The sequence below is a fragment of the Nitrosomonas sp. genome (genome assembly GCF_021731985.1).
Classification (GTDB): domain Bacteria; phylum Pseudomonadota; class Gammaproteobacteria; order Burkholderiales; family Nitrosomonadaceae; genus Nitrosomonas.
In genome coordinates, this window is sequence record NZ_JAKFWH010000034.1 from 1 (window position 1) to 13,616 (window position 13,616).

Annotated in this window: 14 protein-coding genes and 2 pseudogenes; 9 read left to right on the forward strand and 7 right to left on the reverse strand. The window is 42.6% G+C overall.

Features of this window, described 5'->3' with window-relative positions; genetic code table 11:
* Positions 1-113, forward strand: a pseudogene (locus QZ942_RS04435) (IS5/IS1182 family transposase); the annotation flags it as partial.
* A gap of 114 nt (positions 114-227) precedes the next feature.
* Here the strand turns inward: QZ942_RS04435 and QZ942_RS04440 are convergent.
* On the reverse strand, positions 228-611 hold the full coding sequence (locus QZ942_RS04440; protein WP_292993485.1) for a hypothetical protein: 384 nt from the start codon (positions 609-611) through the stop codon (positions 228-230).
* 447 nt (positions 612-1,058) lie between these two features.
* Between QZ942_RS04440 and QZ942_RS04445 the strand changes: the two genes are divergently transcribed.
* Positions 1,059-4,196: a patatin-like phospholipase family protein gene (locus QZ942_RS04445; protein ID WP_292993486.1), complete on the forward strand. Its 3,138-nt coding sequence runs from the start codon at positions 1,059-1,061 to the stop codon at positions 4,194-4,196.
* 49 nt (positions 4,197-4,245) lie between these two features.
* Here QZ942_RS04445 and trpE read toward each other — a convergent pair whose 3' ends face one another.
* Genes trpE through rpe form a run of 3 tightly spaced genes read right to left on the reverse strand, consistent with a single transcriptional unit; the run spans position 4,246 to position 7,178 of the window.
* Positions 4,246-5,718 (reverse strand): anthranilate synthase component I, encoded by a 1,473-nt coding sequence (trpE, locus tag QZ942_RS04450; RefSeq protein ID WP_292993487.1) that lies wholly within the window; start codon positions 5,716-5,718, stop codon positions 4,246-4,248.
* Positions 5,719-5,726: 8 nt separating this feature from the next.
* A complete protein-coding gene (locus QZ942_RS04455) occupies positions 5,727-6,455 on the reverse strand; it encodes a phosphoglycolate phosphatase (protein ID WP_292993488.1) in 729 nt (242 codons plus the stop codon).
* A gap of 45 nt (positions 6,456-6,500) precedes the next feature.
* On the reverse strand, positions 6,501-7,178 hold the full coding sequence (gene rpe / locus QZ942_RS04460) for a ribulose-phosphate 3-epimerase (RefSeq protein ID WP_292993489.1): 678 nt from the start codon (positions 7,176-7,178) through the stop codon (positions 6,501-6,503).
* A gap of 147 nt (positions 7,179-7,325) precedes the next feature.
* On the opposite strand from rpe, the gene apaG reads away from it, so the two are divergent.
* Together apaG and QZ942_RS04470 are read left to right on the forward strand one after the other, a co-directional pair.
* On the forward strand, positions 7,326-7,709 hold the full coding sequence (gene apaG / locus QZ942_RS04465) for a Co2+/Mg2+ efflux protein ApaG (RefSeq protein WP_292993490.1): 384 nt from the start codon (positions 7,326-7,328) through the stop codon (positions 7,707-7,709).
* A 57-nt stretch (positions 7,710-7,766) separates the two neighbouring features.
* Positions 7,767-8,471, forward strand: a complete 705-nt coding sequence (locus QZ942_RS04470; protein WP_292993491.1) for an SAM-dependent methyltransferase — start codon at positions 7,767-7,769, stop codon at positions 8,469-8,471.
* A 49-nt stretch (positions 8,472-8,520) separates the two neighbouring features.
* On the opposite strand, the gene gloA is transcribed toward QZ942_RS04470, so the two are convergent.
* Positions 8,521-8,910, reverse strand: a complete 390-nt coding sequence (gene gloA / locus QZ942_RS04475; protein WP_292993492.1) for a lactoylglutathione lyase — start codon at positions 8,908-8,910, stop codon at positions 8,521-8,523.
* Complete coding sequence (locus QZ942_RS04480; protein ID WP_013965782.1) at positions 8,911-9,099, reverse strand: rubredoxin; 189 nt, start codon at positions 9,097-9,099, stop codon at positions 8,911-8,913.
* Positions 9,100-9,151: 52 nt separating this feature from the next.
* On the opposite strand from QZ942_RS04480, the gene thiD reads away from it, so the two are divergent.
* Genes thiD through hemL form a run of 3 tightly spaced genes read left to right on the forward strand, consistent with a single transcriptional unit; the run spans position 9,152 to position 11,957 of the window.
* Positions 9,152-10,015 (forward strand): bifunctional hydroxymethylpyrimidine kinase/phosphomethylpyrimidine kinase, encoded by an 864-nt coding sequence (gene thiD, locus QZ942_RS04485; RefSeq protein WP_292993493.1) that lies wholly within the window; start codon positions 9,152-9,154, stop codon positions 10,013-10,015.
* Positions 9,996-10,625 (forward strand): thiamine phosphate synthase, encoded by a 630-nt coding sequence (gene thiE, locus QZ942_RS04490; protein WP_292993494.1) that lies wholly within the window; start codon positions 9,996-9,998, stop codon positions 10,623-10,625. The genes thiD and thiE overlap by 20 nt, the downstream gene beginning before the upstream one ends.
* 51 nt (positions 10,626-10,676) lie before the next feature.
* Positions 10,677-11,957 (forward strand): glutamate-1-semialdehyde 2,1-aminomutase, encoded by a 1,281-nt coding sequence (hemL, locus tag QZ942_RS04495; RefSeq protein WP_292993495.1) that lies wholly within the window; start codon positions 10,677-10,679, stop codon positions 11,955-11,957.
* A gap of 96 nt (positions 11,958-12,053) precedes the next feature.
* On the opposite strand, the gene QZ942_RS04500 is transcribed toward hemL, so the two are convergent.
* Entirely contained in the window at positions 12,054-12,698 is a 645-nt protein-coding gene (locus QZ942_RS04500) for a c-type cytochrome (RefSeq protein WP_292993496.1), read from the reverse strand.
* 128 nt (positions 12,699-12,826) lie between these two features.
* On the opposite strand from QZ942_RS04500, the gene QZ942_RS04505 reads away from it, so the two are divergent.
* Together QZ942_RS04505 and QZ942_RS04510 are read left to right on the forward strand one after the other, a co-directional pair.
* Entirely contained in the window at positions 12,827-13,423 is a 597-nt protein-coding gene (locus QZ942_RS04505; RefSeq protein WP_292993497.1) for an SPOR domain-containing protein, read from the forward strand.
* Positions 13,424-13,520: 97 nt separating this feature from the next.
* Positions 13,521-13,616, forward strand: a pseudogene (locus QZ942_RS04510) (type I methionyl aminopeptidase); the annotation flags it as partial.

Sequence of the window (13,616 nt, forward strand, 5' to 3'; positions counted from 1 at the left end):
GCTACAAGGGATTGGTCAAAAATACCGCTCAGATGTTCTCGCTGTTCGGGCTTGCCAATTTGCTGTTGGCTCGCCGGTGGCTATGCAGAACAGGCAGCCTAGTTGCGCCTTGAAAACAAGAAATGAGGGTAATAATGCAAAAAATGATGCGATTCAGGTCAAAATTGGGCAAATTATCGCAATATTACATGATCACTCGGCTTGATCTCTACTGCGCGATGAGTTATTCAGCGTTTCCTTAGAATTGCTGCTGAAGTTTTTGGACCATAAATGCCATCCTCGCTAATGCCGGCATTAGTGATAATATTTAATTTGTTTTGTAGCCTTTTAATATCTTGTGGTTGTCTTTGATCAAAAACCACAAATGACGAAGAAGTTTTAGCTTGGGATTCGCCTGTTTTCTGCAGCAATTTCATTTCTTTGAATCTAAATTTTTTCTCTATTGTTTTTGCAAGAATTTCTAATCCCTTCCCTAACAGATCCTTTTCCTTACAGTACGAGCCAAAAACAGTCAATTCTTTTTCAGGCCTATCCATGGCCACAATGCAAGCGACTTCTAAAGCGTCTGCATTGAGGTTATTAAGATATTCATCCTGCATTTCATGTAACACTTTTGATATCTCAATACTTTGTTCCCACGGTATTATTCGTTTATTATTTTATGATGACAAGTCATAAAGAACTATGATATTTATCACATTAGCTATCAAATTTTGTTGAGAACTTCTCTTTAATCCATCAATGGAACTAATAAAACTCACTTATGAGGATCGCGTTCTGCACTTGTGAACACATCAACATGGTTGATGTGTGTGTTTTGTCACAGAATTTCATTTCTTTTTAAAATAAAATACTTTCTGGATAAAGAATTTATGTAAGCATATTCATAGTAATGTGATGGCAATAGATAGAAAGTCTGAGAAGTAAGCGAGACAAATATTTTTGTCGCTTTTTTCTTAAAAAAACAATGAATTTGTTTCGAGATTTATTATTGATAAATTAAAACTGAACAAAGTCAAAATCCATCAGATCATAAAGATTAATGTAAGGAGATATCAATGCGCATAGAATTCAAAGAAGTATTTGAACAAGAAAAAAGATTTGTTCAAGCACGTCGTAGGCATAAGATCCCTCAAGAAATCGACAATGCAGAAGCCGAACCGGAAGCTTTAATTGGTCTTGCAATATCCGGCGGTGGTATTCGTAGTGCCACTTTTGGTCTTGGTGTGCTGGAAGCACTAAATGAAAAGAAATTGCTCAAAAAAGTCGATTATTTATCCACTGTATCTGGGGGAGGATATATCGGTGCTTGGTTAAGCGCCAATTGTCATAGAAATAAAAACTGGCTAAAAGGAAAAACAGGAGAAGAGGAAGAAAAGGGAGAAACGGTAGAGAAGGAGTTAGAAGAGAAAGAGAAAAAAACTGATGAAGGGATGCAATGGAGAGATTCGATTGCTTATCTTCGCCGTTATTCTAACTACTTATCACCAAAGATGGGTTTATTAAGTGCCGACACATGGTCTATGGTGACTGTATGGTTACGGAATACGCTCCTGATTCAGATCATGATCATATTATCCATAGCTTGCTTATTATTGGTAATGAGAGAAGTGATTGAATTATTTGATTGGGCCTCGCAACATAATTCTTATTCAATTTATATTCCAATTCTTCCACTATTCCTTGCTTCTGTTGGGATTATTTACTGCCTGAATAGTTTAAACAATAATAATAATAATTCTAATTCTTTTCCTGAAAGACTAATCGGACAAGGGGCAATTCAGGGGATAGTGATTTTTTTAATGCTGGGCACCTTTTTACTTACAATCTGGTTCTGGTTGCAGATTTCGTGCGATGGCTATATAGAAGGTGCGATAAGAACAAGTTTTTGGTTTTGGGAGCATAGTTCCTGCGATGCGTATATAGATGGTGCAGAAATAAAAAGTTTCGGAGACATTATCTTTTTAACGGGAAAAGAAAATATTGAATTATTTGCTTGGATTTTTTTATCGTCCTTTCTCTATATATATTTTTCTATAGTTAATCGTAAATTTCCAACAAAGATAATTAGTGGGATGCTCATCGGTATAGGAACAACCGCAGTATCGTTGTTACTTATTGCGGCTATTTTATTTGTTGTGGCGGGCTGGAAGTTAGATGGGAATAATTATGCTAAATTCCTAGCATTTGCCTTTATGCCACCAGCGATACTTGGCACCTTTTCATTCGGTATTGTTCTGCAAATCGGCATGCTGGGCCGGACATCAACTGATTATTTTAGAGAATGGTGGAGTCGTTTTGGTGCTTGGCTTGCCATTTATGGATTTACTTGGATGGTGGTTGTTTTCTTTATATTTCTGGGTCCTTGGATAATCGAGAAATACAATGCGAGTGATGGCATTTGGCATTTTGTTGTTGTGAATACAACTTGGATTACAACGACATTGGCGGGCTTATATGCTGGAAAATCAGCTGATACTAACGGGACAAGTAACAAGGGGGGAAGTGCGAAAGTTAAAGAGATCATTGCCAAGATTGCTCCGGTCGTTTTTATTATTGGTTTGTTTGCACTTATATCGGTAATCCTGCATCTAATAATTGGTACTTATTCAAATAGCGTGCGTTGTTATGATTTTAATTGTCTGATTTTATTTGGTAGTTTTGGAGAAACTGCAATTGCTCTTGTAATCTGTGCCTTTGGAGTGGCGGTTTTTGCTTGGCGTGTTGATATTAATGAGTTTAGTCTTAATGCTTTTTATCGACATCGACTGACACGGTGTTTTTTAGGAGCAAGCCGTCAGAAAGAAGGTCGTAAACCACATCCATTTACTGGATTTGATGCTAAAGATGATATCAAACTAGCTGAATTGCTAGATGAAAAGGAGGTGCCGCGAGGACCGTTGCACATCATCAATTGCGCGCTAAATCTTGGCGGCTCAAGTGATTTATCCTTACATACTCGACACAGTAGTATTTTCACACTGACACCACTAAGCAGTGGCAGTTCTTATTCAATTAAAAATCAAAATAGAACTGAAATGATGACTATTGGTTATGTGCCGACTAAGAGATACGGCGGAGAAGAAGCGCAACCTACACTTGGTCAAAGTATTTCTGTGTCGGGTGCTGCTGCCAGCCCCAATAGTGGTTATCATACTTCAACGCCGGTTGCTTTTCTTATGACTCTGTTCAATGCTAGACTTGGTTGGTGGTTTCCCAATCCAAGCAAATCTGCCTGCCGTAATCCATCACCTTTGTTTAGTTTTGGGTATATATTGAGTGAATTGTTCGGCTGTGCTAATGAGAAATCAAATTTTCTTGCCGTTTCCGATGGTGGCCATTTTGAGAACTTAGCTGCTTATGAATTGATTAAGCGAAAATGTAAAGTAATTATTATCAGCGATGGTGAGTGCGATCCCCAGCTGCAATTAGAAGGATTGGCAACATTAATTCGTATGTGCAAAGTAGATGGCATAGCTGAAATTGACATTGATGCCAGGGGAATTCGACCACCAAATAACCTTGGTTGGAGTCGTGATCGTTGGGCAGTGGGGAAGATTAAGTATCTAAAAGATAATATTGACGGACCGGATACAGGCTATCTTATTTATTTAAAAGCATCGATGAATGGTTGTGAAAATACTTCTATTTTACAATATAAAGCTATCCATCCAGATTTTCCACACGAAACTACAGGCGATCAATTTTATGCAGAAGATCAATTTGAGTGCTATCGAAGTTTAGGGAAGGAAATTACTGAAGGACTGCTTGATAAAGTCAAAGATGGAGATAAATTTGTAAAGATTGCAGAAGAGTTATACGAAATCAACACGCCACAGTTAGTAGATCAAGCACAATTCATTCAACATGCTGATCAATTAGTGGACATTTGGAAACAGTTAGGTACCGATAAGAATCTAGAGTCACTGGCTGATGAATTACGTTCCCTTGAAAGTGTGCCGAATCGCGCGGTATTTTATATGTGTAGCGAAATGATTCAGCTAATGGAGAATGTTTACTTGGATTTGAATTTGGAAGAAACTTGGAATCATAAAGATAATGAAGGTTGGAAAAGATTATTTGAGAATTGGGCAAGAAATCCACAAATAAACGAAGTCTGGAAGAAAACACAAGAGACTTACGGCAAACGATTTATTTCTTTCTGGGATCGCCATTTAATAGAAGAAATCCCGTGAATGCTTGCTAATCAAGACTAGCTGAATCCCCACAGAAGGCTGTGGGGATTCAGATTTTACTATCCAATCCGTTCTCGGCAATTTCTGCAGCACGTAGCAATGCTTTGGCTTTATTCTGGGTTTCGATCCATTCATTTTGCGGGATCGAATCGGCAACAATTCCTGCACCTGCCTGTACATGCAATTGACCATCTTTGATAACACCGGTACGAATTGCAATCGCCAGATCCATATCGCCATTAAATCCCAGATAACCTACTGCACCAGCATAAATACCGCGCTTAGATATTTCCAGCTCGTCGATGATTTCCATGGCGCGTACTTTAGGAGCGCCACTGACTGTTCCTGCCGGAAACGTCGCGCGCAGCACGTCGATCGCGGTCAGCTCAGGTTTTAACTTGCCTTCCACATTGGATACGATGTGCATCACATGCGAATAATTTTCTATTTGCATTTTTTCCGTTACAACCACCGTTCCGGTCTGCGCAACACGCCCAATATCGTTGCGGCCTAAATCCATTAACATGACATGCTCCGCCAGTTCTTTGGGGTCGGCGAGTAAATCTGCTGCCAATTCTGCATCTTCCTTTATGTTCTTTCCACGAGGCCGGGTCCCTGCGATCGGACGAACAGTAACGGTATCGCTTTCCAGGCGCACCAATATTTCCGGAGAAGCGCCCACAATATGAAAATCATCCAAATGATAGAAAAACATGTAGGGCGAAGGGTTAAGGCTGCGAAGCGCACGATACAGTGACAGGGGAGACGCATTGAAAGGTTTACTGGTACGTTGGGACAAAACGACTTGCATGATGTCCCCATCATAGATATAGCGCTTTGCCCGCTCAACTGCGGCTTTGAAACCGGCTTCAGGAAATTCGGATACCGCAGCGCCGGAAGTAACAGATTGCTCGATTGGAATACTTATCGATTGACGAAGCTTGCCCAATAAAGTTTTTAAGCGCTTGCACCCGGATTGGTAGGCATTCTCATTTTCCGGATTGACATAAACGATCAGATATAACTTTCCGGATAAATTATCCACCACGGCCAGTTCTTCCGACAGTAACAGCAAAACATCTGGAGTATCCAACGTATCCGGTCTTGCATGGCCTGCCAGTTTGTGCTCGATGTAGCGAACGGTATCGTACGAGAAATAACCGACCAAACCGCCGCAGAAACGGGATTTTCCAGCCGGGCAGGGTGCTGCCTTGAATTGCGCCAGATAAGATTCGACAAATGCCAGAGTATCATCCACTAAGATTGTTTCAGACTTGCCGTCAACGATCGTGGTAACTTGATTGCCGCGGGCTTCAATCCGTGTAGTTGCCGGTAAACCAATAAATGAGAATCGACCGAAACGTTCTCCACCTTTGACGGATTCCAATAAATATGAATAGGGCTGGTTGGCCAGTTTTAGATAGATGGATAAAGGGGTGTCGAGATCCGCAAAAGTTTCCAGTACGATTGGGATACGGTTATATCCTTGTTGTGCGAGCTCATTAAATTCGGTTTCGGTCATCTCAGTTTTCAAGACAGTCTTTTAACCAATTTGGATGCATCGAACAATGATTCGACAATCGCATCGCAATCCAACTCGTAAACATCGCGTCCTTCGTTATAGCCATAAGGAACAATGAACACATGACAACCGGCAGCTCTGGCGGCAATGGCGTCATTCAGTGAATCGCCAATGAGCAAGGCTTCGTGCGGTTGCGCATCAAAATGCTTACAAATATGCGTTAATGGCATCGGGTCAGGTTTTTTCCTGGGTAGACTGTCACCGGACAATACGATTTCAAATTGATCGTATAGCCCGGTTGCGCGCAACAGAGGCAGGGTAAATGCTTCCGCTTTGTTGGTGATGCAAGCTAGCTTAAATCCCGCCTGTTGCAAGGCTTTAATACCTTCGAGAACGCCCGAATAGGGACGTGTGTTGACACTCAAATTATTGGCGTAATGCTTCTCGTAGATCGGCAGTGCTTTTTCAAATAAGGCCGCATCGGGTTCACCATCCAGTTGCCCGGTCAATGTGCGCTTGACCAGTTTTTGTATGCCTTTGCCGATATATGAGCAGATCGTTGCTGTGGATTGCTCCGGTAACTCCAGATCTTTTAACATCAGATTCGCAGATAATGCGAGATCGTCGGCGGTATTAAGCAGCGTGCCGTCCAGATCGATCATGATCACTTTGACCGCTAGCGGAAATTCTATTTTTTTTGCAGCGGCATTTTCGTTGCCAGAAAGACTATGATTCATTTGAATATACGGAATAGCAATAAGCTAAATAGGATTGTTAGAAAATTATACTTTTGCTAATTCAGCGCGAAATGCTGCTAAAACGGTGTCATAACGATGCGGGTCGGTGTCTTTACCGGCTGAATAAATAGCTGATCCAGCAACAAAGGTATCCGCTCCGGCACGGGCGATTTCAGCAATATTGTCCACTTTAACACCGCCATCAATCTCCAGCATGATGTTTTTCCCGCTCGCGTCAATACGTTTTCTGACAGCACGTAACTTGTTCAATGCCTCAGGAATAAATTTTTGTCCGCCGAACCCAGGATTAACCGACATGATGAGAACCAGATCCAGTTTATCGAGTACATGATCCAGATAATGCAGGGGGGTGGCTGGGTTAAACACTAAACCGGCTTTGCAACCTTGTTCTTTAATCAAACCAATAGTGCGATCAATATGATTGGATGCTTCAGGGTGGAACGAAATGATATTGGCGCCTGCTTTGGCGAAGTCCGGAATGATGCGATCAACCGGCTCAACCATCAGGTGTACATCAATGATTGCATCAGTGACGGGGCGAATGGCTTCGCATACCAGTGGGCCGATGGTGAGATTAGGAACATAATGATTGTCCATGACATCGAAATGAACAATATCTGCGCCTGATTCAATAACGGCGGTGATTTCATCGCCTAGTTTAGCGAAGTTAGCTGATAAAATACTCGGTGCAATGCGGTACATGAAAACCCCCCAATAAACAAATCCGTTATTTTAACCGTAAATGATGGATTGCGCGTAAAAGAGTGGAAATTAATGCATAAATTATCCTGACTAATACGCTTGATACTATTTCTTGATACACTATCAAAAAATGTATGGAATAGAATGATGACTGAAGAAAAAAAATATGAAATTGATGTCAATATCCGCACGGTATATCTACCCGATCAATCCGATGAAGAGGCTGAAAGGCATGTATTCGCTTACACGATAACCATTGCGAATACGGGAACTGTAACCAGTCAATTAATCAGCAGGCACTGGATCATCAATAATGGGGATGGAACCACCCAGGAAGTGCGCGGGCTAGGCGTCGTAGGGGAACAGCCATTACTTAAACCGGGTGATAGCTTTGAATATACCAGTGGAACGGTGATCCCAACATCTGTGGGATCTATGAAAGGAAGCTATCAGATGGCGGCTGAAGATGGTGTACATTTCGATGTCGCGATACCGGAATTCATACTGAGTGTACCCAGAATTCTCCACTAGGAAATCTGGGTATAGCTTCGACTTTATGTTACATGCCTTCAAATCACCAGTATTCTGATGACCGGAAAACTCTACCTGATCCCAACACCTATCAGTCAGGAAAACATTGCTTGGGCATTGCCATCGGCGGTTCAGCAGTGCATCGCTGAAATTTCGCATTTCATTGTTGAGCATCCTAAAACGGCAAGGCACTTTCTGAAACAGATTGATTGTAAGCATTCAATACAAGAATTAAGCATGCAAACCTTGAATGAGCATACGTCACCAAAAGATCTGTCGGTATTGCTGGATCCAATATTGGCCGGACACGATGTGGGATTATTGTCGGAAGCAGGTTGTCCCGCAGTGGCGGATCCTGGAGCAGAATTAGTCAGATTGGCACATAAAAATGGCATCACGGTCGTGCCATTAGTCGGACCTTCATCCATATTGCTGGCACTGATGGCATCGGGCTTAAATGGTCAGCGCTTCGCCTTTCATGGCTACTTGCCGGTTGAGAGTACAGCGCGAGCAAGCAGAATAATGGAGTTGGAGAAATTATCAATCAGTCTGAAGCAAACACAGATTTTTATCGAGGCACCTTACCGTAATCAGAAATTACTGGAGCAGTTGGTTAATGTCTGTTCTGACAGCACGGATTTGTGTATTGCGAGCCACCTTACCTTTTCCAGTGAGCTGGTCGCCACAAAATCCGTTAAAGAATGGAAGCGTTCTTTACCGGATATCAACAAGATACCGACTATTTTTTTACTTCATGGATAGCCTGCAAGAAGCGTATCGCTAAATCGCTAATCGCTGGTGTTTTGTGTCATCAGGCTGTTTTCTTCTGAATAAATTCGATTTTGTATCCGTCGGGATCTTCCACAAATGCAATAATCGTTGTGCCATGCTTCATCGGGCCTGCTTCGCGTGTTACTTTTCCGCCCAGTTTTTTGGTATTTTCGCAGGCCTGATACGCATCATCAACTTCAATGGCAATGTGGCCGAAGCCTTCCCCTAGGTTGTATGCCGGGGTATCCCAATTGTGGGTCAGTTCAAGGGCTGTACCGCTCGCTTCATCCTGATAACCTACAAATGCAAGTGTAAATTTACCGTCGGGATAATCTTTGCGGCGCAGTAATTTCATACCTAATACTTGCGTGTAAAACGTAAGAGATTTTTCGAGATTGCCGACTCGAAGCATGGTATGCAGAATGCGCATTTATATTTTTACCATCTCAAAATCTTCTTTACGCGCACCGCATTCCGGGCAGGTCCAATTGATCGGCACATCTTCCCAGCGTGTGCCCGGTGCAATGCCTTCATCCGGAGATCCTAGGGCTTCATCGTAAATAAAGCCGCAAATTAAACACATATAACGATTGTAATTACGATTCTCTTCGGTAGGCATGATAGATAGCAATTTCCTTTTAGGTTAAAATGATATTTTACGGTATTAATGCATGTTACAGCCACCCCCAATTGTACTTTCTTTTGCAGCCAATGACCCCAGTGGTGGAGCAGGCCTACAGGCTGATATCCTCACCATTGCCAGTATGGGGTGCCACCCATTATCAATTGTAACGGCTATAACCGTTCAGGATACGGCCGGTGTCGACGATGTAATGCCGCTGGATCCTGAATGGGTCGCTGATCAGGCGCGGGCGGTATTGGAAGATATGCCTGTTCATGTCTTTAAGATTGGCTTATTAGGCAGCGTTGAGATTATTGCTGCCATTGCAGAAATTATTTCGGATTATCCCCATATTCCTTTGGTCATGGACCCGATATTAACCTCGGGTCGCGGGGATGAGCTGGCAAACGAAGAAATGATCGATGCGATGCGCGAATTATTATTGCCGCAAGTTACGATATTAACCCCTAACAGTCTGGAAGCCAGGCACCTTGCACATCAAGAAAATGACGCCAATGAAGTCAAATTGGATTTAAGTCTTTGTGCACAAAGATTGCTGCGAATGGGGTGCGAATATGTCTTAATAACGGGCACGCATGAAAATTCAGCGTACGTGATAAATACATTGTTTGCGGCTGATGGTATTGTGCGCACCGATGAATGGGAAAGACTTGAGAATACTTATCATGGATCGGGTTGTACTTTGGCGTCGGCGATAGCAGCTTCATTAGCCAATGGATTGTCTGTCAGCGAAAGCATCATTGAAGCGCAGGATTACACCTGGCACACGCTGCAAGCCGGGTTTCGTCCTGGAATGGGGCAATATATCCCGAACAGACTTTTCTGGGCTAAAGATATAGAAGAAATAGAAAACGAGGATGAAGGGTTGACCAGTGAGAAACCCGAAAATTAACGGGTTGTATGCGATTACCCCAGAGCTTGAAAATACAATTGATCTGCTTGATAAGACGCGACAAGTATTGGAAGGCGGGGCGCAACTCATACAATACCGTAATAAATCAGCAAACAAAGTTTTGTTGAGAGAGCAAGCCGGATTGTTGTTGCAGTTGTGTAGAGCGTACAGAGTTCCTTTGATTATCAACGATTACCTTGACCTAGTCATTGAGATTGATGCGGACGGATTGCATGTCGGTCAGCAGGACGCATCCCTATTACATGTAAGAAATCAATTGGGATGCAATAAAATTGTCGGCGCTTCCTGCTATAACAATCTGGATTTGGCGCTTCAGGCTGAAAAAGAAGGGGCGGATTATGTTGCCTTTGGTGCTTTCTTTCCTTCATTGACTAAGCCCAATACCGTTTCTGTCACGGTGAATTTAATCGGTGAAACCAAACAGAAAATAACTATTCCCATTGTCGGGATTGGCGGCATTCGATTGACTAATGCCAGAGAGGTTATTCAAAGCGGATGTGCCGCAATAGCCGTTTGTAATGATTTGTTTCAATCCGAAAACATTAAGGTAAAAGCAGCACAGTATGCGCAATTATTTGCAGAAACGTAATAACATCTTTATAACTGGTTTTTATTTATAATTTTCATCAAGAGTAACCAAATGACTTCACGCAATCATCAATTATTTGAGCAATCCCAGCAATATATTCCAGGCGGGGTTAATTCTCCGGTTCGCGCTTTTAAATCGGTAGGTGGCGAGCCTATTTTTTTTCAACGCGGGGAAGGTGCATATTTTTGGGATGCTGATGGTAAATCGTACATCGATTATGTGGGATCATGGGGTCCCTTGATTCTTGGCCATGCGCATCCGGATGTGGTGAAAGCAGTTCAGCTAGCAGCACAAAATGGCTTAACCTTTGGCGCGCCGACGGAAGCAGAACTGGACATTGCAAAATTGATTTGTCAGTTGGTTCCTTCCATCGAACAAGTCAGATTGGTTAGCTCCGGTACGGAAGCGGGGATGAGCGTGATTCGACTGGCACGCGGGTTTACCGGCAGAAGCAAAATCATTAAATTCGAAGGCTGCTATCATGGTCACGATGATTCTTTGCTGGTTAAAGCGGGATCTGGTGCATTAACTTTCGGGAATCCGAGTTCTGCCGGTGTACCGGCTGAAACCGCCGGGCATACGATCGTTCTGGATTACAATGACATACCCGGCATTGAAGAAGCATTTAACAAATGGGGGCAGGAAATTGCTGCAGTGATCGTTGAGCCGGTTGCCGGCAACATGAATCTGGTTGCCCCCCAGGCGGATTTTCTTGCCAAATTAAGGACGTTGTGTACGCAATCTGGCAGTGTTCTGATATTTGATGAAGTCATGACGGGATTCCGTGTCGGCCTTGGGTGCGCGCAAGGGCTTTATCAGATTAAGCCCGATCTGACTGCATTAGGTAAAGTGATTGGTGGTGGTATGCCGATGGCTGCGTTTGGCGGGCGCCGCGATATCATGCAATGCTTGGCGCCATTGGGTCCGGTTTATCAGGCAGGGACGCTTTCCGGTAATCCGGTGGCAGTTGCGGCTGGATTGGCTACGCTAAAACAAGTGCAAGCGCCCGGGTTTTACGAGAAATTAGGAAAAAGGACGCAGCAGTTGGTTGACGGTATGACAGCGGCAGCAAGTAATCATGGTATAGATTTTTGTGCGCAATCGGTCGGCGGTATGTTTGGGCTGTATTTTAGAAAGAATATTCCCACTAGCTTTGCTGAAGTGATGCAATGCGATAAGGAAGCTTTTAATCGGTTCTTTCATGCGATGTTAGACGAAGGAGTCTATTTTGCACCATCGGCATTTGAAGCTGGCTTCGTATCGTCAATGCATAGCGATAATGAGTTAGAGAAAACCTTGTCAGCTGCAGAGAAAATATTTAAAAACTGGTAAGAAAATTAGTCTGAGTAGCGCTGACTGGCGTGCAGCTAATAAAAAAGGCGGCAAATGCCGCCTTTTCACCTAACCAAATCAGCGTTTGTTAAAGGTCTAACGCATCGTGGAAATATAAGCTGAAACGGCTCGTTTTTCATATCCGTTCAAGCGAGTAATCACTTGTTGCATAACATCCTTATCATTTGCACGATCGCCCGCACTAAACAACTGCAATTGTGTCAACGTGTATTCGGCATGTTGTCCAGCAATTGCAGGATAGCGCGGTGGAATACCGGATCCATTGGGGCCATGACAGCTTGCACAAGCGGGAACGCCATTTGCGATACTGCCGCCATGATAAATGAGTTTTCCAGTCTCAAGTAGTTTCTGATCTTCAACAGCAACTTGACTTGGAGCTGTTTTTTGTTTGGCGTAGTAGGCACCCAGTTGTTTCATGTCTTCCGGCGAAAGTGCGGCGACCATCGAAGACATGATAGGACTGTTACGTTTCGCTGGAGCACTTTCAGTTGCTTTAAAATCCATCAACTGCTTGGTGATATATTCAGCTTGTTGTCCAGCCAAAATAGGATTCATCGGAATGACACTGTTGCCATCGGCACTGTGGCAGCCTGCACATACGCCAGATGCGATTTCTGCAACAGTTGCCGGAGCAGTATTCGCGGTGTCTGTTGTTTCGGCTGCGAGCGGTGCAGTCATTGTGAGTGCTGCGAGCATTACCATATTCTTAATCATTTTCATATTTCTATTCCGTTTAAAAGGCAATCAAAAGTTGGTAGGTTTGAGAATTAACGGTATATTTTAGCAAGGCACAAGACCGTTAACAACAAAATTAAGTTAATCTCCATCATTTAATATTTTATTTTTCAATGAAAATAATCTTTATTATTTTACTGATTATTAATATAGCCTATCAGATTGGCATACGGCTTCAATTTGCTGAGCAAAATGCAACCAGTGCGCCGGTATTAGTTAATCCTGAAAAAATAATATTGGTGCCAGCGCATGAGGATTGTCTGGTATGGGGTAATTTTTATGAAGAGCAAATACGGTATGCTGAAAAGGTGCTTGCAGAATTATTTCCGGATTTGTTTTATAGTCAGGAAGAATCCGTAGATACCATTATGTATTGGCTATATATTCCACGATTTCCGAATAAAGAAGCGGCTAATCGCGAGATTAACAAATTACGAAATCTTGGTATTGTCAGTTTTCGTGTAAAAGATGACAGCAAATGGGAGAATGCCATTTCGCTCGGCATGTTTTATGATCAAAAGGATGCGCTGAAACAATTCAGAGAGATTGAAAAAAAAGGAATTACAAATGCTAAGATAGAAGACCGTAGCGTTATACTCAAAAAAATTGTAATTCATAATCCAACGCATCGGATTAAAGAGCAGATGCAAAAATTAGTCGAACAATTTGATGACACGCAATTGGCGCAAGGTAAATGTGAACGTTTATAATAGACAACGTTGAAGCAGGATAATCAGAGGTTATTTTAAATTCTTAGAAATCGCAGCTATTTTCAATAGCTATCACTGAATAATCAATAAGACAATAATGACGGTATCGATAAAAACACCGCAAGAAATTGAAAAAATGCGTATTGCGGGACGGCTGGGTTCAGAGGTTCTTGATTACATAACTCCCTTTGTT

Coding starts and splice junctions, on each gene's coding strand:
- thiD (WP_292993493.1), top strand. CDS start 9,152: ATGTTACAGCCACCCCCAATTGTACTTTCTTTTGCAGCCAATGACCCC.
- QZ942_RS04470 (WP_292993491.1), top strand. CDS start 7,767: ATGACCGGAAAACTCTACCTGATCCCAACACCTATCAGTCAGGAAAAC.
- gloA (WP_292993492.1), bottom strand. CDS start 8,910: ATGCGCATTCTGCATACCATGCTTCGAGTCGGCAATCTCGAAAAATCT.
- QZ942_RS04505 (WP_292993497.1), top strand. CDS start 12,827: ATGAAAATAATCTTTATTATTTTACTGATTATTAATATAGCCTATCAG.
- trpE (WP_292993487.1), bottom strand. CDS start 5,718: ATGACCGAAACCGAATTTAATGAGCTCGCACAACAAGGATATAACCGT.
- apaG (WP_292993490.1), top strand. CDS start 7,326: ATGACTGAAGAAAAAAAATATGAAATTGATGTCAATATCCGCACGGTA.
- rpe (WP_292993489.1), bottom strand. CDS start 7,178: ATGTACCGCATTGCACCGAGTATTTTATCAGCTAACTTCGCTAAACTA.
- QZ942_RS04480 (WP_013965782.1), bottom strand. CDS start 9,099: ATGCCTACCGAAGAGAATCGTAATTACAATCGTTATATGTGTTTAATT.
- QZ942_RS04455 (WP_292993488.1), bottom strand. CDS start 6,455: ATGAATCATAGTCTTTCTGGCAACGAAAATGCCGCTGCAAAAAAAATA.
- QZ942_RS04500 (WP_292993496.1), bottom strand. CDS start 12,698: ATGAAAATGATTAAGAATATGGTAATGCTCGCAGCACTCACAATGACT.
- QZ942_RS04445 (WP_292993486.1), top strand. CDS start 1,059: ATGCGCATAGAATTCAAAGAAGTATTTGAACAAGAAAAAAGATTTGTT.
- hemL (WP_292993495.1), top strand. CDS start 10,677: ATGACTTCACGCAATCATCAATTATTTGAGCAATCCCAGCAATATATT.